General features: G+C 37.3%; 21 protein-coding genes. 20 read left to right on the top strand and 1 reads right to left on the bottom strand.

The window, feature by feature from the left end:
• Positions 1–72: 72 nt before the first annotated feature.
• From E3C75_RS10040 to rpsU, 8 genes are all read left to right on the top strand, one after another.
• Positions 73–540, top strand: a complete 468-nt coding sequence (locus tag E3C75_RS10040) for a hypothetical protein (protein ID WP_065972467.1) — start codon at positions 73–75, stop codon at positions 538–540.
• A 146-nt stretch (positions 541–686) separates the two neighbouring features.
• Positions 687–2,678, top strand: coding sequence for an excinuclease ABC subunit UvrB (gene uvrB, locus E3C75_RS10035; RefSeq protein ID WP_111679671.1), 1,992 nt, complete (start codon positions 687–689; stop codon positions 2,676–2,678).
• A 44-nt stretch (positions 2,679–2,722) separates the two neighbouring features.
• Positions 2,723–3,187 carry an 8-oxo-dGTP diphosphatase gene (locus E3C75_RS10030; RefSeq protein ID WP_011681454.1) on the top strand — a complete coding sequence of 155 codons (465 nt, stop codon included), beginning with the start codon at positions 2,723–2,725 and terminating at the stop codon, positions 3,185–3,187.
• Between the two features lie 212 nt (positions 3,188–3,399).
• Positions 3,400–4,227: a transporter substrate-binding domain-containing protein gene (locus tag E3C75_RS10025; protein WP_100262342.1), complete on the top strand. Its 828-nt coding sequence runs from the start codon at positions 3,400–3,402 to the stop codon at positions 4,225–4,227.
• Complete coding sequence (locus tag E3C75_RS10020) at positions 4,224–5,024, top strand: transporter substrate-binding domain-containing protein (protein ID WP_111679670.1); 801 nt, start codon at positions 4,224–4,226, stop codon at positions 5,022–5,024. Before E3C75_RS10025 ends, E3C75_RS10020 begins: the two co-directional genes overlap by 4 nt.
• Before the next feature lie 346 nt (positions 5,025–5,370).
• The gene (locus E3C75_RS10015; RefSeq protein WP_111679669.1) at positions 5,371–6,480 is read left to right on the top strand and encodes an aminotransferase; all 1,110 of its coding nucleotides are present in this window, start codon (positions 5,371–5,373) and stop codon (positions 6,478–6,480) included.
• A gap of 61 nt (positions 6,481–6,541) precedes the next feature.
• The gene (locus tag E3C75_RS10010; RefSeq protein WP_082309069.1) at positions 6,542–7,336 is read left to right on the top strand and encodes an ABC transporter substrate-binding protein; all 795 of its coding nucleotides are present in this window, start codon (positions 6,542–6,544) and stop codon (positions 7,334–7,336) included.
• Between the two features lie 193 nt (positions 7,337–7,529).
• The gene (rpsU, locus tag E3C75_RS10005) at positions 7,530–7,706 is read left to right on the top strand and encodes a 30S ribosomal protein S21 (protein ID WP_082309068.1); all 177 of its coding nucleotides are present in this window, start codon (positions 7,530–7,532) and stop codon (positions 7,704–7,706) included.
• Positions 7,707–7,865: 159 nt separating this feature from the next.
• On the opposite strand, the gene mscL is transcribed toward rpsU, so the two are convergent.
• A complete protein-coding gene (gene mscL / locus E3C75_RS10000) occupies positions 7,866–8,246 on the bottom strand; it encodes a large conductance mechanosensitive channel protein MscL (RefSeq protein WP_100273658.1) in 381 nt (126 codons plus the stop codon).
• Between the two features lie 163 nt (positions 8,247–8,409).
• Between mscL and dnaG the strand changes: the two genes are divergently transcribed.
• The 12 genes from dnaG (at position 8,410) to E3C75_RS09940 (ending at position 20,213) form a co-directional block, all read left to right on the top strand.
• Positions 8,410–10,221 (top strand): DNA primase, encoded by a 1,812-nt coding sequence (gene dnaG / locus E3C75_RS09995; protein WP_084829002.1) that lies wholly within the window; start codon positions 8,410–8,412, stop codon positions 10,219–10,221.
• A 3-nt stretch (positions 10,222–10,224) separates the two neighbouring features.
• Entirely contained in the window at positions 10,225–11,334 is a 1,110-nt protein-coding gene (gene rpoD, locus E3C75_RS09990; RefSeq protein ID WP_011227440.1) for an RNA polymerase sigma factor RpoD, read from the top strand.
• A 55-nt stretch (positions 11,335–11,389) separates the two neighbouring features.
• Entirely contained in the window at positions 11,390–11,725 is a 336-nt protein-coding gene (locus tag E3C75_RS09985; RefSeq protein ID WP_002891474.1) for a metal-sulfur cluster assembly factor, read from the top strand.
• 10 nt (positions 11,726–11,735) lie between these two features.
• Positions 11,736–12,662 (top strand): glycosyltransferase family 2 protein, encoded by a 927-nt coding sequence (locus E3C75_RS09980; RefSeq protein ID WP_111679668.1) that lies wholly within the window; start codon positions 11,736–11,738, stop codon positions 12,660–12,662.
• 112 nt (positions 12,663–12,774) lie between these two features.
• Positions 12,775–14,109: a DUF3329 domain-containing protein gene (locus tag E3C75_RS09975; RefSeq protein WP_084829001.1), complete on the top strand. Its 1,335-nt coding sequence runs from the start codon at positions 12,775–12,777 to the stop codon at positions 14,107–14,109.
• Positions 14,110–14,185: 76 nt separating this feature from the next.
• Positions 14,186–15,037 carry a dTDP-4-dehydrorhamnose reductase gene (gene rfbD, locus E3C75_RS09970; RefSeq protein WP_014621820.1) on the top strand — a complete coding sequence of 284 codons (852 nt, stop codon included), beginning with the start codon at positions 14,186–14,188 and terminating at the stop codon, positions 15,035–15,037.
• 118 nt (positions 15,038–15,155) lie between these two features.
• Entirely contained in the window at positions 15,156–16,409 is a 1,254-nt protein-coding gene (locus tag E3C75_RS09965) for an oligosaccharide flippase family protein (RefSeq protein ID WP_111679667.1), read from the top strand.
• Between the two features lies 1 nt (position 16,410).
• Positions 16,411–17,388: a glycosyltransferase family 2 protein gene (locus tag E3C75_RS09960; RefSeq protein ID WP_024010021.1), complete on the top strand. Its 978-nt coding sequence runs from the start codon at positions 16,411–16,413 to the stop codon at positions 17,386–17,388.
• Between the two features lie 17 nt (positions 17,389–17,405).
• Positions 17,406–18,374: a glycosyltransferase family 2 protein gene (locus E3C75_RS09955; protein ID WP_011681443.1), complete on the top strand. Its 969-nt coding sequence runs from the start codon at positions 17,406–17,408 to the stop codon at positions 18,372–18,374.
• Complete coding sequence (locus E3C75_RS09950) at positions 18,375–19,091, top strand: glycosyltransferase family 2 protein (RefSeq protein WP_011681442.1); 717 nt, start codon at positions 18,375–18,377, stop codon at positions 19,089–19,091.
• Positions 19,091–19,447: a DUF2304 domain-containing protein gene (locus E3C75_RS09945; protein ID WP_011681441.1), complete on the top strand. Its 357-nt coding sequence runs from the start codon at positions 19,091–19,093 to the stop codon at positions 19,445–19,447. The genes E3C75_RS09950 and E3C75_RS09945 overlap by 1 nt, the downstream gene beginning before the upstream one ends.
• A complete protein-coding gene (locus tag E3C75_RS09940) occupies positions 19,437–20,213 on the top strand; it encodes a glycosyltransferase family 2 protein (RefSeq protein WP_064355778.1) in 777 nt (258 codons plus the stop codon). The genes E3C75_RS09945 and E3C75_RS09940 overlap by 11 nt, the downstream gene beginning before the upstream one ends.
• Positions 20,214–20,326 lie beyond the last annotated feature (113 nt).

Here is a 20,326-nt window from a genome sequence, read left to right as displayed (position 1 = left end):
GGCTGAGTTCTAAAGACTCGGTCTTTTTACTTCTATGTTAAAATAGAAGAAAGATTTGAAAAAGGGGACGAGATGATAGTAAAGCTTGATGGGCTCATATTGAAATTGAAAATAGTGGTTAGCCTTATATTTTCCGTCTTGTCTCTATGGATCCTTTTTCCTGAGCTTATTAGAGGTTCCCTTCGTGAAGATCTAGTCAAGCAGTTCCTTGGTCTCATTGTTTTATTTTGGCTCTTATTATCCATTGTTCTTCTCATAGATGGTATTGTAAATCTCAAAGGTCATGGAAAACTGTTGGAACTTGATGACAATTCTTTGACCTACTACGGCCAAGTATTTGGACGCAAAACCTTTGAAATTCCCTTATCAGAGATTGAGTTTGTCAAGAAGGCTTGGTCAACGCAGATGGGGGATATTGAACGCTCTTCGACGGTGAGATATTCTTTGAAATGCATCGAGCATGTCTTTGACTTGATGCTGAAGTTGATGATAAAAAGAGATATCAGGTCTTGCTTATCTTCTTCAAAAATGGTGAGATAGCCATTACCTATGACAAAAACTTGGTCATCAATCACGGAAGAAACGTACCTATGTCGCAAAGATGCGAATGATTGAGATTCCACTTACAAGTGGGGAGATTTTCTCCGATCAAGAGATAAATGATTGCATAAATGAAAGGAAAAACCATGATAGATAGAAAAGAAGACAACCAATTTCATTTGGTTTCTAAATACGAACCCTCAGGAGATCAGCCCCAGGCTATCGAAACCTTGGTTGATAATATCAAAGGTGGGGAGAAGGCTCAAATTTTAAAGGGTGCGACAGGGACAGGTAAGACCTATACCATGAGTCAAGTCATCCAACGTGTTAATAAGCCAACTCTGGTTATCGCCCACAATAAGACCTTGGCAGGCCAGCTCTATGGTGAGTTCAAGGAGTTTTTCCCAGACAATGCTGTAGAGTATTTTGTTTCCTATTATGATTATTACCAGCCAGAGGCTTATGTGCCTTCATCAGATACCTATATTGAAAAAGATAGCTCTGTTAATGATGAAATTGATAAACTCCGTCACTCAGCGACATCAGCCCTATTGGAACGCAATGATGTAATTGTTGTGGCTTCCGTGTCTTGTATTTACGGTTTGGGTTCGCCAAAAGAATATGCGGATTCAGCTGTTAGCCTGCGTCCTGGTCAAGAAATTTCTCGGGACAAGTTGCTCAATGACTTGGTTGATATCCAGTTTGAGCGTAACGATATTGATTTTCAACGCGGAAAATTCCGTGTACGTGGCGATGTGGTTGAAATTTTCCCTGCCAGCCGTGATGAAAATGCTTTTCGAGTGGAATTTTTCGGTGATGAGATTGACCGTATCTGTGAAATTGAAAGTTTGACAGGACGTAATCTCGGTGAAGTCGAGCACCTTGTTCTTTTTCCGGCTACTCACTTTATGACCAATGAAGAGCATATGGAAGAAGCTATCAAGAATATTATGGAAGAGATGGAGGTTCAGGTTAATCAATTTGAAGCCGAGGGTAAACTCATCGAGGCTCAACGTATTCGTCAACGGACAGAATACGATGTCGAAATGCTTCGTGAGATGGGTTACACCAATGGTATCGAAAACTACTCACGTCACATGGATGGTCGTAAAGAAGGTGAGCCACCGTTTACTCTACTTGATTTCTTCCCAGAAGATTTCCTCATCATGATTGATGAAAGTCACATGACCATGGGACAGATTAAAGGAATGTATAACGGAGACCAAGCCCGTAAGAAGATGCTTGTCGATTACGGCTTCCGTTTACCATCGGCTCTTGATAACCGTCCCCTTCGTCGTGAAGAATTCGAAAGTCATGTGCATCAGATTGTCTATGTGTCAGCGACACCAGGTGACTATGAGATGGAGCAGACTGAGACTGTCGTTGAGCAAATCATCCGTCCGACAGGACTTCTTGATCCAGAAGTCGAAGTTCGTCCAACTATGGGTCAAATGGATGACCTCCTTGGTGAAATCAATGCCCGTACTGAAAAAGGAGAGCGTGTCTTTGTAACAACTTTGACTAAGAAGATGGCTGAAGACTTGACCGATTACCTCAAGGAAATGGGAGTCAAGGTCAAATACATGCACTCTGATATTAAGACTTTGGAGCGTACTGAGATTATCCGTGACTTGCGTTTGGGTGTCTTTGATGTTCTTATTGGGATTAACCTTCTTCGTGAGGGTATTGACGTTCCTGAAGTTAGTCTGGTTGCTATTTTGGATGCTGATAAGGAAGGTTTCCTTCGTAATGAACGTGGGCTTATCCAAACGATTGGACGTGCTGCCCGAAATAGTGATGGGCACGTTATCATGTATGCGGATAAGATTACGGAGTCTATGCAGAAAGCTATGGATGAAACTGCTCGTCGTCGTGAAATCCAAATGGCCTATAATAAGGAGCACGGTATCACTCCGCAAACGATTAAGAAAGAAATTCGTGACCTTATTTCGATTACCAAGACCAATGAAGCAGAAGTGGCAGAGGATACTGTGAAGTACAGTGCCATGAACAAGAAAGAACGCCAAGAAGCCATCAAGAAACTTCAAAAGCAAATGCACGAAGCGGCAGAGCTGCTTGATTTTGAATTGGCAGCCCAAATTCGTGATATGGTTCTAGAGCTGAAGAGTATGGATTAAGGCTAGGTTCATTACTTAGGAAATATAAGTAAGAAAGGAAATATATGTCACGTTCACAAGCAACTATTTTGACCAACATGTGTCTCATTGAAGATGGCCGTGGAAACATTGTCATGCAAATCCGCGATCCAAAGCGTTATTCTTGGTCGGGAGCAGCCCTACCCGGTGGCCATATCGAAGCACATGAAGGTCTAGTAGAATCAGTTATCCGTGAGGTAAAGGAAGAAACTGGTTTGACCATCAAAAGTCCTAAATTGGTCGGTATGAAGCACTGGTACACGACAGATGACGAACGGTACTTGGTTTTCCTCTATAGAACCTCGGATTTTGAAGGGGATCTTCGTTCAACGGAAGAGGGAGAAGTCCGGTGGGTTGCTCGAGAGGAGGTAGTTCATATGGATTTAGCCTATGACATGCTTAATCTCCTTCGTGTGTTTGAAGAGGATAATCTTTCAGAACTCTTCTATCGTGAGCGCCTTGAAAATGACTTCTTAAGAGAATTTTGGTGAAAAATGAACTATTTATTCAAATGAATGAATAGTTTTTTTAGTCTTTAAAATTAGATAGAAGACTTTAAAACAAACGATTTTCGGCATTTATAACGATTCTGAAATTAATAAAAATAAAAACAAATCAATAAAAGTCTATTTTTGCGTTGACAAAAGTATAATAATACATTATTATACTTACATAGTTAATAAATATAGAAAAGAGATTGATTATGAAACCATGGAAAAAACTTTTATTGGGCCTTGCAGGTGTCTTTGCTTTTACATCTTTAGCGGCTTGTTCTTCATCGACTAACACATTAGATAAAGTAAAAAATAAGGGGACTTTGACTGTCGCTCTTAATCCCCACTTTGCCCCTTTTGAATTTAAAACAATCCAAGATGGTAAGGATACTATTGCTGGGGCAGATATCGAAATTGCCAAGGCTATTGGTGATGAACTAGGTGTGAAAGTCAAATTCTCTGAAATGTCTTTTGACAATGTCCTAGCCAGCGTTCAATCTGGTAAAGCTGATATTGCCATTTCTGGTATATCAGCTACTAAAGAACGTCAGAAAATTTTCGACTTTTCAGATACTTACTATGATTCTGAAACGGTTCTTCTTGTCAAAAAAGATGCCACAGAAACCTACAAACAAATCAGCGACTTTTCTAAGAAATCTATAGCTGTTCAAAAAGGCTCAATTCAAGAAAATATTGCCAAAGCTAATTTGTCGGATGCCAATGTGGTTTCCTTGGCGCAACCTGGTGAAGCTATCAATGAGTTGAAATCAGGTCAAGTCGAAGGAGTGGTGCTAGAAAAGGCTATCGCGAAAGGTTATGTGGACCAAAATAGTGATTTAACTATGTCAGATATTGCTCTAAAATCAGATTCAAACGATGCTTACGCTGTAGCGATGCCTAAGGGCAGTGATGATCTTAAAACCAAGGTTAATAAGATTATCGCTAAACTCAAAAAAGAAGGTAAAATTGACAGCTATGTTCAAGATGCCTACGCTCTTTCACTTAAGAGTTCTAGCAAATCAGGAGTCACAATATGAAGAAATTTTGGTTTATGCTTACAGCCCTAGTTGCCACGTGTTTTCTTGTTGCTTGTAGGGGGAGTCAAGGAGTGAGCACAAAAACGATTAAGGAAAATAAGAAAATTGTCGTAGCGACAGAGTCTGAATTTGCACCATTTGAATTCAAATCGTTGGTCAATGGCAAGGATACCTTAGTTGGAGCAGACATCGAGTTGGCTAAAGCTATCGGGAAAAAACTTGGTGTGAAAGTTGAATTTTCTGTTATGTCTTTTGACAATGTCCTTGCTAGTGTGCAAAGTGGTAAAGCAGACATTGCCATTGCAGGGATCTCGGTAACAGACGAGCGTAAAAAAGTCTATGATTTTTCTGATAGCTACTATACCTCTGAAAATGCAGTGATTGTCAAAAAAGACAAGGTAAATGATTTTACAAGTGCTGATAGTCTCGCTAAACAAACTGTCGGTACGCAAAAAGGGTCTGTTCAAGAAACAGTTGCTAAGAAACAATTCTCTAAGGCAAGTGTGGTTTCACTCGCTTCAAATGGTGAGATGATTAACGAACTCAAGTCAGGACAGATTCAAGCGGTTGTCCTTGAAAAAGCTATTGCAGAAGGTTATATCGCACAAAATGATGATGATTTAACCCTTTCCAGCTTTAACCTTAAGTCAGATGGTTCAGATGCTTATGCAGTCGCGATACGTAAGGGTTCGGACGATTTACTTAAAGAAATCAATGCTGTCATCAAAGAGACCAACGAGTCTGGAAAATTTGACCAATGGTTAAAAGAAGCATCAAGTTACAAACAAAGTAAGTAAACTCAAAAGATTTTCTATTTTGCATTGAATAAAAGTTCTTTTAGAAACTTTTATTAGGTAATGTCGGACGTTAGCGAACTTCTTTGAAGTTTCATGACTAAGTTCTCGAAATTTTCGAGCATCTGAAACAAGCCCGCTTCAGGTGTTTTCATCACGGCGAAAAGTCTCGATTAGAGCTCGCTTTGGCAGCTAAAGGGAATTCTCAAAACATTCTTAAATCTAAAATGAGGAATACCCCATTTTTTATTGAATTCTCTGCTAAAAACAGTTATTATCAAAGTAGGTAAGTCTTCCAAAAATGACAAATAAAATTGTAGACAGAGCTCGATAAAAGCAAGGAGAAACGATGAAGCTACCACGTTTTGGTGTTGAAGAATGGCTTAATGTCCATGAAAAATCTGCCATTTGTGATATCGCAGGAGTTTCAATTAAGGCCCTTACAATGAGAGAATTATTTGACCTATCAGGCCTTGATAAGGATGCCTTTTTTGCTCAATTACTAAAGAAAAAAATGGATTACGGCTGGATTGAAGGTTCACCAGAGTTCAAAACTCAGGTAGCTAGCTTATACAAGAACATGCCAGTTGATAATGTCCTCCAAACCAACGGAGCTACAGGAGCTACTATGTTAGCGCTTTATGCTCTCATTGAGCCTGAGGACCATATCATCTCCATGTATCCAACCTATCAACAGCTCTATGACATTCCCAAGTCACTAGGAGCGGAAGTGGATCTCTGGGAAGTTGAGGAGGACAAGGGCTGGTTGCCTGATTTGGACCAACTACGTCGTCTGATTCGTCCCAATACCAAGATGATTTGCATTAACAATGCTAACAATCCGACCGGTGCCCTTATGGATGCTGCTTACCTTGGGGATCTAGTGGCTATCGCTAAAGAAGTGGGAGCCTATATCTTTTCAGATGAGGTCTATCGTAGTTTTGACCAGCCTTCACCTTCTATCGTCGATTTATATGAAAAGGGAATTGCGGTTAACAGTCTTTCAAAGACTTATTCGATTCCTGGTATTCGAGTCGGCTGGGTGGCTTCTAATACTAAGGTGGCAAACATACTACGTGACTACCGCGATTACACAATGATTTGCGCCGGTGTCTTTGACGATATGGTGGCTACCCTTGTTTTGGAAAATAAAGAAGCCATCTTGGAACGTAATCGTCAGATTATAGAGGAAAATCTAGCTCTTATGGATGAGTGGATTGCCAAAGAGCCTAAGGCTAGCTGGATTCGTCCTGCCAGTGTGTCAACCTCCTTCGTCAAATTAGATGTTGATCGTCCCATTGAAGTGTTTGCCTTAGAGCTTCTACAGGAGTACGGTGTACTTGTGGTTCCAGGTAACCGTTTTGACAAGGAGTCACATGTCCGTATTGGTTATTGTTGCGATAAGGAAGTTCTTCAAAAGGGCTTGGAAAAACTGTCGCAATTTCTTAATAAATGTTGACAATGCTACTAATTTTAAATAAAATAAACAAGCAAAAAATATATTTATACAGGAGTTTCTTATGAAAAAACTTTTCCTCGGGGCGATGGCTTTCCTTGTTGCTGTAACTTTGGTAGCTTGTGGGTCAAAAAAAGACGCTGACGAATCTATTAAAGAAAATAAAAAACTTGTCGTGGCTGTCAGCCCAGACTATCCACCATTTGAGTTCAAAACTTTGGTGGATGGTAAAGACCAAGTAGTTGGTTCAGATATCAAGTTGGCACAAGCTATTGCGAATGAACTCGGTGTTAAGCTTGAAGTTACAACAATGAGCTTTGATAACGTGCTCTCAAGCCTTCAATCAGGTAAGGCTGATCTTGCTATTTCAGGTATCTCAGTAACAGACGAACGTAAGAAAACCTTTGATTTCTCAGATCCTTACTACGAAACACAAAATGCCATCATCGTTCGTAAAGATCAAGAGTCTACTTACTCAAGTCTTGATGCTCTCAAAGGTAAGAAAGTAGCAGTTCAAAAAGGTACCATTGAAGAAGGTCTTGCTAAGAAACAATTGAAAGATTCAACAGTCATATCACTTACAGCAATGGGTGAGGCGATTAACGAGGTGAAATCTGGTCAAGTTGATGCTGTTGACCTTGAAAAACCAGTAGCAGAAGGTTACGTGGCACAAAATTCAGATTTGGCCTTGGCAAGTGTTGCCCTCAAAGTTGATGATGGCGATGCAAAAGCAGTCGCTATGGCTAAAGGCAACGACAAATTGAAAGAAGCAGTCAATAAAGTCATCAAAAAATTGAAAGCAGATGGTACTTACGACGAGTATATCAAGGATGCTTCTAAATATACAGCAGCTGAATAAATCAGTAGCTAGGGGAGATGAATCCTCTAGTTTTTTGTATAGGAAAAACCTTGGATAGTTTTAGTAGACTTAGAAGTCAACTGTAATAGCAAAAAGTTCCTAAACTTAAATATATTCTTGACAGAAAAAGGCGAGTCATGTATACTTGGATAGAACGTGTAAAATGTTACTTTATCTTGAGGAGGTGAATTCAATGTCAAAAATAGTAGTACGTAAAAACGAATCACTTGACGACGCTCTTCGTCGTTTCAAACGTTCTGTGACTAAAGCTGGTACTCTTCAAGAGGCTCGTAAACGTGAACATTACGAAAAACCTTCTGTAAAACGTAAACGTAAATCAGAGGCAGCTCGCAAACGTAAAAAATTCTAATTAAGAATGAAATTAACAGAAAAAAAGCTTGAGTATTTTCAAGCTTTTTTCTTTTTATCGAATAAATAAGTCAGTTAGTAGTCATGAGAAACAAAAAATAGGACGTCTGAGATTTCAGACGTCCTAAGTTTCATGTGTCTTTAGTTGAACAAATAAAGATTATTTGTTTGCAAGAAGGTCGCGGATTTCAGCAAGCAATTCTTCTTGTGATGGACCAGATTCTTCAGCAGCTTCTTCAGCTTGTTTTTGACCATGAGCTGTTCCTTTACCAGCAGCTTTAACAACGAAGAAGAGAGTAGTACCAACGATGATGAAGTTGATAACTGCGCTCAAGAAGCTACCGTATGTGATACCGTTCCATGACAATTTAGAGAGGTTTTCAACGTTAGCAGCCTTAACAACTGGGTTAAGGATAAGTGGTGTGATGATATCACTTACAAGTGAAGTGACAATAGCGTTGAAAGCAGCCCCCATAACAACAGCTACAGCAAGATCAAGGACGTTACCCTTGAACAAAAAGTCTTTAAACCCTTTAATCATTTTGACAATTAAGCCCTTCTATTATTTACTTTTAATATTTTATCTGAATTTGTAAATCTTGACAAGAGATTTGCTCATGAAAAAATCTATTTTATTTTACTTTCATTTTTCATCGTGTTATAATTAGGGGTATTGCAATTATGGTAAGATAGGGGGCGATTAGATAGTGATTGATAAAGCTTTAATAGAAGATATTAAGAGCATTACCAACATCGTCGACGTGATTGGTGAAGTTGTCAGTCTTAATCGTGCTGGCCGCAATTACCTTGGTCTCTGCCCCTTCCATAAGGAGAAAACCCCCTCATTTAATGTTATTGAGGACAGACAGTTTTACCATTGTTTTGGTTGTGGCAAGTCTGGCGACGTCTTCAAATTTTTAGAAGAATATCGTCAGATTTCTTTCCAAGAAAGTGTCAAGGTTCTGGCAGACCGCTTAGGTATTGCAGTTACAATAGATGCACCAAGACAGGCTCAGCAGCAGAACTCTCCTAATCAAGCCCTCTATGATCTTCATGAGGATGCGCTGAAGTTTTATCACGCAGTCTTGACGACGACTAAGATAGGAGAAGCGGCGCGTGCCTACCTCTATGAGCGTGGCATGACTGACGATTTACTTAAGACCTTTCAGATTGGTCTAGCCCCTGACGAACCAGATTATCTCTATCAGTCTGTATCAAAAAAATATGACGAAGAGGTACTGACAGAATCAGGTCTTTTTAATCTTTCTGAAAATAATCGTATTTTCGATACTTTTAAAAATCGAATCATGTTTCCACTCAAAAATGAGTTTGGAAAGACAATCGGTTTTTCAGGACGTGTTTGGACTAAGGAAGATATTGAAAAAGGACAGGCCAAGTACAAGAATACTAGGGCTACCCGTATTTTCAATAAGTCCTATGAACTCTACCACTTGGATCAGGCTAAACCAGTGATACAGAAGACACATGAGGTTTATCTGATGGAGGGGTTCATGGATGTCATTGCCGCCTATAGAGCTGGGCATGTTAATGCAGTGGCTTCTATGGGAACGGCTCTGACTCCTGAGCATGTCAATCGTCTTCGTAAACTGACTAAAAAAATAGTTCTAACCTATGATGGTGATAAACCTGGGCAAAATGCGATTGCCAAGTCTTTGGAACTGTTATCGGATTTTCAAGTTGATATAGTTAAAATTCCAGACAGTATGGACCCTGATGAATATCTACAGAAAACATCCGAAAAGGCCTTGGGTAAACTCTTGGTTGAGTCCCGCATTTCAGATGTGGAATTTTGGATTGGACAGCTCAAGCCTGCTAATGTAGACAACCTTCAAGCGGAGATTGCCTATGTCGAGCAGATTGCAAAGATTATTGCTAAGTCGCCTTCTGTAACGGCACAAAATTCCTACATTTCTAAGGTGGCTGACCTTTTGCCAGACTTTGATTTTTTCCAAGTTGAGCAAGCGGTCAATAACGCACGGTTGACCATGAGAAATCAGCAGACGGCTCAATTATCAGCTGCTAGTAATAGTGCTTACGAGTCTTCAGCATCAGGACTTAGAGGGACGGTCAAACTACCTTCTACACCTAAGATTACAGGTCTTCGTCGCGCGGAAAATCAACTCTTCCATCGCATGCTTAATCATCCTATGATTTTAAATGATTATCGTATGCGGGATGACTTTTTCTTCCAAACACCTGAGTTAGAAGAACTCTTTCAGATTTTGAAGCGAGATGGTCAAATTGATACGGTAGCCTTGTCTGTGCTTTCTCAAGAAGTACAAACAGCCTATTATCAGGTTTTAGAGGAAATTTTGCCACCTGAAACCAATTTAGAGGAAGTCCAGGCTATTGAAGAGCGTAGAAATCATTTTCTGAGGGAACAGGACTTCCGTAAGCAAAGTAAACAAATAAGAGAATCAAGTAACCACGGTGATGTGGATGCAGCGGTGGAAGCCCTGCAAATGCTCATCGCCCAAAAACGAGATATGGAGTAACACATGGCAACGAAAAAACAAAATACAGCATTTAACGTTCAAGTCGCTGATTTCATTCGTAATCACAAAAAAGCTGGTACAGCAATTGATGATGAAATCACAGAAAAACTAGTTATCCCATTTGTTTTAGATGCTGATGGGATTGATGACCTTTTGGAACGTTTGACAGATGGTGGTATCTCTATCACTGATAAAGATGGAAATCCTTCATCTAAATATGTTGTTGAGGCACCAAAACCAGAAGAGCTTACAGACGAGGAGCTTCTTGGTTCAAACTCAGCTAAAGTCAATGACCCTGTTCGTATGTATCTCAAAGAGATTGGGGTAGTGCCTCTCTTGAGTAACGAAGAGGAAAAAGAATTGGCTATCGCTGTTGAAAATGGTGATTTGGAAGCTAAACAACGTTTGGCAGAAGCCAACCTTCGTTTGGTAGTCTCAATCGCTAAACGCTATGTCGGACGTGGCATGCAGTTCTTGGACTTGATTCAAGAGGGTAACATGGGACTTATGAAAGCCGTTGATAAATTTGACTACTCAAAAGGTTTCAAGTTTTCAACTTATGCGACATGGTGGATTCGTCAAGCAATTACACGTGCCATCGCAGACCAAGCACGTACGATCCGTATCCCAGTTCACATGGTTGAAACCATCAATAAATTGGTACGTGAGCAACGTAACCTCTTGCAAGAGTTGGGACAAGACCCAACACCTGAGCAAATTGCTGAGCGTATGGATATGACACCAGATAAGGTTCGTGAAATCCTTAAGATTGCTCAAGAACCAGTCTCGCTTGAAACACCTATCGGTGAAGAGGATGACAGCCATTTGGGTGATTTTATCGAAGATGAAGTTATCGAAAATCCAGTAGATTACACAACTCGTGTCGTTCTTCGTGAACAATTGGATGAGGTGCTTGATACCCTTACAGACCGTGAAGAAAATGTTCTACGTCTCCGTTTCGGTCTTGATGATGGTAAGATGCGTACCTTGGAAGATGTTGGTAAAGTCTTCAACGTTACTCGTGAACGTATTCGTCAGATCGAAGCTAAAGCCCTTCGAAAATTACGCCATCCAAGTCGCAGCAAACAACTTAAAGACTTTATTGAAGACTAAGATAGAGTAAATGGAAGGGGCCTGATTGTTAGGCCCTGATTTTGGAGGAAAAGCTATGTCTGAAGTGAAATACACTGAAGAAGAAATTGAAAAAATCAAAGACCGTATCTTGGAAGCCTTAGAAATGGTTATTGACCCGGAGTTGGGGATTGATATTGTCAACCTAGGCCTTATTTACGATATTCGTTTCCAGCAAGATGGCTATACTGAAATCGATATGACCTTGACGACTATGGGATGCCCCTTAGCAGATCTTTTGACAGACCAAATCTATGACGCTATGAAAGAAGTACCTGAAGTCACTAAGACTGAGGTTAAGTTGGTCTGGACACCAGCATGGACTATTGAAAAGATGAGTCGTTATGCCCGTATTGCCCTAGGTATCCGTTAGGAGAAGGTTTATGAAAACACTGGCTATCGTGGTCCCTTGTTACAACGAGGAAGAGACTATCCATCCTTTCCTAGAAGCCTGTCAAGCAGTTGAACGACAAATGGCCAATCAGTTGACTTTCAACTACTATTTTGTCAATGACGGTTCTAAAGATCGAACTTTGGATGTTTTGAGACAGGTTTCAAAGCAATTTGAAAATGTTCACTACCTCTCTTTCTCTCGTAATTTTGGAAAGGAAGCAGGCTTGCTTGCAGGACTAGAGGCAGCTACAGGTGACTACGTTACCGTTATGGATGCCGATCTTCAGGATCCACCTGAACTTCTTATCGAGATGTATGCCAAAATCCAAGAAGGTTATGACGTTGTCGGGACTCGACGTGCTGACCGCAAAGGTGAGCCACCTATTCGTTCACTCTTTGCTAAGGCTTTCTATTGGTTGATTAATAAAGTTTCTGACACAGAATTGGTAGATGGGGCGCGTGATTTCCGTTTGATGACGCGTCAAGTTGTTGATGCCATCCTAGAGCTTAAAGAAGTTAACCGTTTTTCAAAAGGGCTCTTTTCATGGGTTGGCTTTGATGTAGCCTACGTCTCTTATGAAAATCGAGAACGCGTTGCCGGAGAAACCTCGTGGTCTTTCTGGAAATTATTGAACTATTCTCTTGATGGCTTTATCAACTTTTCCGAAGTGCCTTTGAAACTTGCTACTTGGGCAGGAACCTTTTCATTCTTAATTTCTTTGGTTGGAATTTTCTTTGTCGTTATTCGAAAACTAACCATAGGTGGGAGTGTTGCAGGCTGGGCAAGCCTTGTCTCAATCATTCTCTTTATCGGAGGAATCCAACTCTTAGCCTTAGGTATCATCGGGAACTACATTTCAAAGATTTTCCTAGAAACCAAGAAACGGCCGGTGTATATTGTTAAAGAAAAAGGGTGAAGAAAGCCAATTATTTATACAAATGAATTAGTTGAATAGAATTATAAATGAAAGCAGATTTTTTCTGCTTTTTTTGTTAGAATGAATCCAAAATCTATATTTGGGAGAAAAAATGAAAGAAAAAAACAACAAAGAGATAGTTTATCTCCTTGTATGCCTCGTTGTAGTCACTTTAATTTATTTATTAAATCACTTCACTCTCTATACATCTGATGATTTTGTATATAGATTTATTTATAAGGAACCATTTCCATCAGATAATGAACAACCAGTAAGATCATTATTTGATTTGATTACTTCTCAAATGAATCATTGGAAAGTTTGGAATGGTAGGTTTACTGGACATTCTATCGTTCAGATATTTATGCAATATAATAAGGAAGTTTTCAATGTATTTAATTCCTCTGTATTTTTGTCATTGGGAATATTAATAGATAGTTTAAGCTTTGAAATAGTTTCAAATAAGCATAGGAAACACCAAGTTTTATATTTAGCGATAATCTTTTTGATTTTATGGTGGTTTCTTCCAGAAATCGGAAAAACTGTATTATGGATTTCAGGATCAGGTAATTATTTATGGACAGCTGTCCTAGACTTACTATGGTTGAAGGTTGTATTGAGACGAAACCAATCTCCATATAATATATTATGGACAATTCCATTGGCTTTTTTTTCAGGTGCAGGGAATGAAAATACCTCTCCAGCATTTATTCTGTTGATTAGTTTAATAATATTGTATGATGCTGTTTCTGAAAAAAGAGTAAGTGTTTCAAGAGTTTTAGAAATTGTAGCGGCTTGTATTGGTTTTCTTTTAATGCTAGCATCTCCTGGGTCTCAAAAGAGAGCAGGTGATATTCCCTTGTTTTACGACCTCAGCAATAAATTAGCTAATTTATTTCAAATGAGTTGGCAAAAATATTCGATATTATATATTGCTATATTAGTACTTTTAATTTATTCTCTTGTTAAATCTTATTTGAACAGAAAGCAATTTTTTTATTTCTTGTTTATAATGTGTGCTCACTTTGCTTGTATATACAGTTTAGTAGCAACAAATGAGCTTCCTGACAGGGTATTTTTTGGGGCAAGTGTATTACTTTGCTTAGCATTACTAATTTTGTTACGTTTAATTTTGGAAGAGGTATTATTTCTCAAGAAACTGGCCTTGGTATTTTTATTACTACTAGTGATTAAATTTGGATTTTCTTATACTAAGGCGTTTAGTGATATAAATAGTACCTACAAAGTTGTGAGTATGCAATATCGTGAGATTTATCAAGCTAAAGAGAACGGACAATCCACTATTATTTTGAAACGTTATCCTAAACCTAAAACTTTATTTAATGCATATAATGGTACGAATAATTTAGGGGAGTCAAGAGATGCGTGGTTTAATAGATGGATGGCGGTATATTTTGGTATTGATAGTATCGAAAGTAGAGAATAATATTGAGTAAAAGCAGATTTTTTCTGCTTTTTTTGTTAAAATAAAACTAATAGTATTGAATTACGAGGAGAAAAATATGATTCTAGTAACAGGTGCAAATGGCCAACTCGGAACCGAGCTTCGTCACCTTCTTGACGAGCGTAACGAAGAGTATGTAGCAGTAGATGTGGCAGAAATGGACATCACTGATGCTGACAAAGTAGATGAAGTGTTTGCGGAAGTAAAACCAACCCTGGTCTATCACTGTGCTGCCTACACAGCTGTTGATGCTGCTGAAGATGAAGGCAAAGAACTTGACTATGCTATTAACGTGACTGGTACTGAAAATGTCGCTAAGGCTGCAGAAAAACATGGTGCAACGCTTGTTTATATTTCAACGGACTACGTTTTTAATGGTGAAAAACCAGTCGGTCAAGAGTGGGAAGTTGATGATAAACCAGATCCACAGACAGAGTACGGTCGTACAAAACGTATGGGTGAAGAGCTAGTTGAAAAACATGTGACTAACTACTACATTATCCGTACTTCCTGGGTGTTCGGTAACTATGGTAAAAATTTTGTCTTCACTATGCAAAACCTTGCTAAAACTCACAAGACGCTGACAGTCGTTAATGACCAACATGGCCGTCCAACTTGGACACGTACTTTGGCAGAGTTTATGACTTATTTAGCTGAAAACCGTAAGGAATATGGTTACTATCACTTGTCAAATGATGCAGCAGAAGATACAACTTGGTATGACTTTGCGGTTGAAATCCTCAAAGATACTGATGTTGAAGTGAAACCTGTTGATTCAAGTCAATTCCCAGCTAAAGCTAAGCGCCCACTTAACTCAACAATGAGTTTGGCTAAGGCTAAGGCTACAGGGTTTGTCATCCCAACATGGCAAGATGCTTTGAAAGAGTTTTACAAACAAGAAGTGAAATAAGAATACTTAATGAGCTTTTTAAGTTAAAAGAGAGAACGTGTGTCATGCTGTTCTCTCTTTTTTTATTGAGAATATGATATAATTAATGGAATATAGTTATCGAAAGAGAGTGAAATAATTGAAAAAAGTAACTGCCCAAAAGGTATTTTTCTGGAATATTTTAGGAAGTATGTCTTCAGCTGCTGTTTCAGTTATACTTCTTTTTATTGTTACACGTGCTTTAAATAGTGTTTCAGCGGATACCTATAGTTTTGCCTATGCGATTGCGAATCTCTTTGTTATTGTAGCAAGTTTTCAAGTTAGAGATTTCCAAGCGACAGATATAAGAGAGAAGTATTCTTTTGATACTTATTTCGTAACAAGGATTATTTCAAACGTTGCAATGGTTCTTCTTTTAGTGACGTATTTAATTTTTAATACAAATACTCACTCAAATCTAGGGATAATTTTTTGGGTATCTTTTTTCCGTGTTAGTGAAGCTTTATCGGATGTTTTTCAAGGATTATTTCAGCAGAAGGAACGTTTGGATATTGCCGGGAAATCACTGTTTTTGAGAAATACTATTTCAACAATTGTATTTGCTTTAACTCTAGTCATCTCAAAAAATCTATTGTGGTCCGTGATTTCACAAACTATTAGTTCATTTGTTTTTATTGCTCTATTCGATTACCCTCATTCAAAGTTCTTCCATCGCTTAAATCTTATGATTGTTAAGCCGAGTAATATTATCAATGTATTGAAAGATTGCTTACCTTTATTTATTAATGCTTTTTTGTTGGTCTCAATTTATAATCAGCCTAAATATGCTTTGAATGATATTTTTAATCAAGGTTTGATTGAAAATGGTGTTCAGCGAGATTTTAGTATTTTATTTACACCAATTTTTGCAATGAATCTTATGATTGTATTTCTTAGACCGATGATTACGCAACTTGCAGTCTTTTTAGAAGAAAAGAAGATTTCTCATTTTGTCACTTACAAGAATAATCTCTTCAAGATTTTATTTGGAACTTGTACATTAATATTTCTGATTGGTGCTTTTATAGCCATTCCAGCTTTGGATATTGTATATGGGACTAACCTTAAACAGTATCAGACTAGTTTTGTTGTTTTGTTGCTTGGAGGAATTGCAAGTACTTTTTCAACTGTATGTGATAACATTTTGACAATATATAGGAAACAACATTTTTTAGTTATTTCCTTTATCGTAGGCTATATTGTGTCAATCTTAACTGCCAAGCCTCTAGTGTCGAAATTTGAAATTTTTGGAGCCTCATTATCATTTCTTTGTGCGATGATAGCATGGCTACTTGCTTCTCTAGTAATTTATTTTGTAACAAATCCATATACAATCTTTAGAAGGAAAAAATAAAATGAAATTTTCAATTATAGTTGCTGCATATAATGTGGCAGAGTATTTAGAAGAATGTATAGAAAGTCTTGTAAGTCAAAACTTCCCTGATTCTGAATATGAAGTTCTTATAGTTGATGATGGTTCTACAGATGGCCGAACAGGAATGATTTGTGATCAATTAACATCTGAATTTGAGGTAGTTAGAACCATTCATCAAGAAAATGGCGGATTATCTTCAGCGAGAAATACAGGAATTAAATATTCTAAGGGAGATTATTTACTATTTGTTGATGGTGATGACTTTTGGAGTAATCCAGACTTTCTTGATAAATTATCGAAGAACATTGATAAATTTCGAAGTGATGTAATTATATTTTCTTATAATAAATACTATGGATTAGATGATAGCGTCAGGGTTAGTTTTGATTTTGTTCCCGACTATGGAGGTACCAAAGAGAATATTAAAGGATTAGTCAAAAACGAGATTTTAACCGCTCCAGCTTGGAATAAATGTGTGAAAAAGAACCTGTTTGAACAAGGACTAGACTTCCCTATTGGTTTTTTATCTGAGGATTGTTTATATTGTGCGAAGCTATTAAAAATGATTTCTACTTATTCGATTTTAAATATAGATTGTTATCAATACAGACAGAATCGATTGGGAAGTATTACAAATATTGTAAAAGAAAAAAATGTAATTGATATTTTAAAGAGTATCGAAATTGGGTTAACTGATGTTAATAGACTTGACCCTGATGTTAAATATGCATTGAGTATTTACTTTGCGATTTCATATATCTCAATCCTTCCTTACGTTAATCAATATTCATCTCATCCTGAAATCCAACGTTTACTTAGAGAGTACAAATTCCTTCTTAAGTTTTTAGATGAGATAGAGAATAGACCATTCAGATACACTGGAATGATAACAAGATTATTTGGACTGAGATTATCAATTAAAATATTCCCATATTTGATGAAATTTTATAAAAAATAATAGATAGAAAGTATAATATGTCTAATCCAACCGTTTCAGTCATAATTCCTGTATATAATGCACAAGAGGGAATTAAACAATGTATGGATTCTCTTCTAAATCAATCATTTACAGATTTTGAGATTATTCTGTTAAATGATGGCTCTACAGATAATAGTTTAGAAGTTATTAAAAAGTATGCAGCTGATAATGATTTTATCCGAGTAATTGATAAAGAAAATGAGGGAGTTGCTAAAACCAGAAATAAGGGTATACAACTTGCTAATGGAAAGTACATTGTATTTATCGATAATGACGATTTTGTTGATTCAGATTATTTAGAGCGTTTTTATAATGAAATAGATCAAGAACAACTAGATATTGTTCTTGGTGGTTATAAGCGTGTTAATCAGGAAATGAAGACACTTTTTAAGCAAGATTTAACACAATCTGAATGGTCTAAGTATATAGTTGTTGCACCTTGGGCACGTATTTATCGAACTTCGTTTTTAACAGATAATAATATCCAGTTCTTTGACTATCCAATAGGTGAAGATGTTATCTTTACTTTGACTGCTTACAATCTAACAGAAAAAATTAAAATAATTGATTATAATGGCTATAATTGGTTTTTTAACGAGAAGAGTATATCAAACACATCTCAAAGAGGGTTTAATCCGAATATAGATATTGTGTATTTCTTGAGTCACTTGCTTCAAGTTGCTGGTGATTCAAAATATATTCGCTATTTTATTAAACGATATTACATATGGTACTTACTCTTTTCTGGAAGAGCAGCTTCAAGTTCATCGTTTATGGATCAATATAGAAGAATTAAGCAATGGATTTCTAAAGAAAATCTTGATTCAAATTTAACACCATTATCATCCGAGATAACTGGAGAAAGAAATCAAACAGTTATTTCTGTAATGGCTTTTAGAACGTTGGAACGCTTAAGATTAGTTTCACTGTTTTCGAGATTTTACTGTAAAGGAAAGGAGAAGTAGATGAGAGTTTTAATGATAATTCCTGCTTACAATGAGGAGGAAAGTATTTTTGACACGGTAACGAGTATCTTGAGTTACCGCAAGAAAGTTGATTTTGATTTGGACTATGTGGTTATCAATGACGGATCAACAGATAAGACAAAACAGATTCTGGAAGATAATCATTTTAATGCTGTTAACCTTGTGATGAATCTTGGGATTGGTGGTGCGGTTCAAACAGGCTACAAATATGCACTAGAGCATGACTATGATGTAGCAGTTCAATTTGATGGCGATGGCCAGCATGATATTGAATCCTTGTCAGATTTACTAGAGCCAATTCGAAAAAATGAAGCAGACCTAGTTATTGGTTCTCGTTTTGTTGGTGATGTTAAGTCTGAATTTCAAACAACTTTTATGAGGCGCTTCGGAATTAGTGTTATTTCCAATCTTATCAAATGGACAACTGGACAAAGAGTTTTAGATACAACTTCGGGTTACCGTTTGGCTGATAAAGCTGTTATTAAACAGTTCGCTAAGCGTTATCCAATCAAGTATCCAGAACCAGAGACTATTGTTCATATTTTGAAACGTAAATATCGAGTTGTTGAACGACCAGCAAATATGTTTGAACGTACTGGTGGTGTTTCTTCCATTACGCCCATTAAATCGATTCGATATATGCTTGAAGTATGTTCGTCGATTGTTATTGCAGCCTTTATGAAGGAGAGTGAATAATGTCAGTTTTATCTATTGTGATGTTGGTAGCTTCCATCTTTTTCCTTTATCTAGTCATTAGAAATATTAATAAGAATAATATCTTATTTGAACAGGCTTTCATGTGGATTGTCATCAGTCTGGTATTGATTGTTATTTCTATTTTTGATGTTATTCCTGGTTATTTTGCTAGGTTACTTGGATTTGAATTGACATCGAATTTTTTACTTTCGCTAGCTATTTTTTTCTTGTTAGTGATCGCTTTTTTACAAACCATGACTTTATCAAAACAAAAAGAACAGATAAAGCATTTGGTTCAGGAATTATCTATTCTCAAAAGTCATGTAGAAGAGAAAGAGGAAAAGAATGAAAGATAATCATACTTGGGTGATTTGCGCTTATGGAGAAAGTGATTATCTAGAGGCTTGTATTCAATCTTTGAAAAATCAAACTCTCCAATCACAAATTATCTGTTATAGTTCAACACCACTTGATTCGATTAAGGACCTTTGTCAGCGTTATGCTATCCCATTTTATACGAAACAAGGTGGAGGAATTGGCAAGGATTGGAATAACGCCATCTCTTTTGTAGAAACGAAATATGCTACCATCGCCCATCAGGATGACTATTATGAGCCAAGTTATGCAGAAAAAGTATTGTCCAAGATGGAAAAAACTAGTGATGTCCTAATTGGATATTCTGATTATTTTGAAGAAAAAAATGGTCTTAAGATCCCTGCAAATACAAACCTCAAGATTAAAACCTTAATGCTAAAAACAATGAATCTTTTTCCTAGCAGTCATTTTTGGCGTAATCGTGTAATGGCTTTTGGGAATCCAATTTGTTGTCCAGCTGTCACCTACAATCTTGAAAAATTGAAGAATTTCTATTTTGATGAGGAAATGAAGGTTAGCCTTGACTGGTATGCTTGGTATAAGATTAGTGAATACCAGGGACGTTTTGTCTATATATCAGATAAGTTAATGTGTCACCGAATTCATGAGGAATCTGAGACTTCTAAGACAATTGCTGATAATACTCGTAGTCAAGAAGATTTGTATATGTATCAACTCTTTTGGCCAAAATGGATAGCAAATCTCTTAATGAAACAGTATGTGAAGAGTCAGAAGACGAATAATTGATTTGTTTTTATATTCATAGCAATGGCGACTTGAACAGTCGCTTTTCTTTTTGTATTAGGAAAAAAGCCCAGAAAATGGTATAATTGAGTGGATTGTAATTTGTAAGAAAGGAA

The organism is Streptococcus thermophilus (genome assembly GCF_010120595.1).
GTDB classification, from domain to species: Bacteria; Bacillota; Bacilli; order Lactobacillales; family Streptococcaceae; genus Streptococcus; species Streptococcus thermophilus.
This window is presented reverse-complemented; position numbering and strand designations above follow the sequence as displayed.

What these genes read in the sequence shown, in the direction of transcription:
- E3C75_RS10040 (WP_065972467.1), top strand. Translation starts at nt 73, where the DNA reads ATGATAGTAAAGCTTGATGGGCTCATATTGAAATTGAAAATAGTGGTT.
- uvrB (WP_111679671.1), top strand. Translation starts at nt 687, where the DNA reads ATGATAGATAGAAAAGAAGACAACCAATTTCATTTGGTTTCTAAATAC.
- E3C75_RS10030 (WP_011681454.1), top strand. Translation starts at nt 2,723, where the DNA reads ATGTCACGTTCACAAGCAACTATTTTGACCAACATGTGTCTCATTGAA.
- E3C75_RS10025 (WP_100262342.1), top strand. Translation starts at nt 3,400, where the DNA reads ATGAAACCATGGAAAAAACTTTTATTGGGCCTTGCAGGTGTCTTTGCT.
- E3C75_RS10020 (WP_111679670.1), top strand. Translation starts at nt 4,224, where the DNA reads ATGAAGAAATTTTGGTTTATGCTTACAGCCCTAGTTGCCACGTGTTTT.
- E3C75_RS10015 (WP_111679669.1), top strand. Translation starts at nt 5,371, where the DNA reads ATGAAGCTACCACGTTTTGGTGTTGAAGAATGGCTTAATGTCCATGAA.
- E3C75_RS10010 (WP_082309069.1), top strand. Translation starts at nt 6,542, where the DNA reads ATGAAAAAACTTTTCCTCGGGGCGATGGCTTTCCTTGTTGCTGTAACT.
- rpsU (WP_082309068.1), top strand. Translation starts at nt 7,530, where the DNA reads ATGTCAAAAATAGTAGTACGTAAAAACGAATCACTTGACGACGCTCTT.
- mscL (WP_100273658.1), bottom strand. Translation starts at nt 8,246, where the DNA reads ATGATTAAAGGGTTTAAAGACTTTTTGTTCAAGGGTAACGTCCTTGAT.
- rpoD (WP_011227440.1), top strand. Translation starts at nt 10,225, where the DNA reads ATGGCAACGAAAAAACAAAATACAGCATTTAACGTTCAAGTCGCTGAT.
- E3C75_RS09985 (WP_002891474.1), top strand. Translation starts at nt 11,390, where the DNA reads ATGTCTGAAGTGAAATACACTGAAGAAGAAATTGAAAAAATCAAAGAC.
- E3C75_RS09980 (WP_111679668.1), top strand. Translation starts at nt 11,736, where the DNA reads ATGAAAACACTGGCTATCGTGGTCCCTTGTTACAACGAGGAAGAGACT.
- E3C75_RS09975 (WP_084829001.1), top strand. Translation starts at nt 12,775, where the DNA reads ATGAAAGAAAAAAACAACAAAGAGATAGTTTATCTCCTTGTATGCCTC.
- rfbD (WP_014621820.1), top strand. Translation starts at nt 14,186, where the DNA reads ATGATTCTAGTAACAGGTGCAAATGGCCAACTCGGAACCGAGCTTCGT.
- E3C75_RS09960 (WP_024010021.1), top strand. Translation starts at nt 16,411, where the DNA reads ATGAAATTTTCAATTATAGTTGCTGCATATAATGTGGCAGAGTATTTA.
- E3C75_RS09955 (WP_011681443.1), top strand. Translation starts at nt 17,406, where the DNA reads ATGTCTAATCCAACCGTTTCAGTCATAATTCCTGTATATAATGCACAA.
- E3C75_RS09950 (WP_011681442.1), top strand. Translation starts at nt 18,375, where the DNA reads ATGAGAGTTTTAATGATAATTCCTGCTTACAATGAGGAGGAAAGTATT.
- E3C75_RS09945 (WP_011681441.1), top strand. Translation starts at nt 19,091, where the DNA reads ATGTCAGTTTTATCTATTGTGATGTTGGTAGCTTCCATCTTTTTCCTT.
- E3C75_RS09940 (WP_064355778.1), top strand. Translation starts at nt 19,437, where the DNA reads ATGAAAGATAATCATACTTGGGTGATTTGCGCTTATGGAGAAAGTGAT.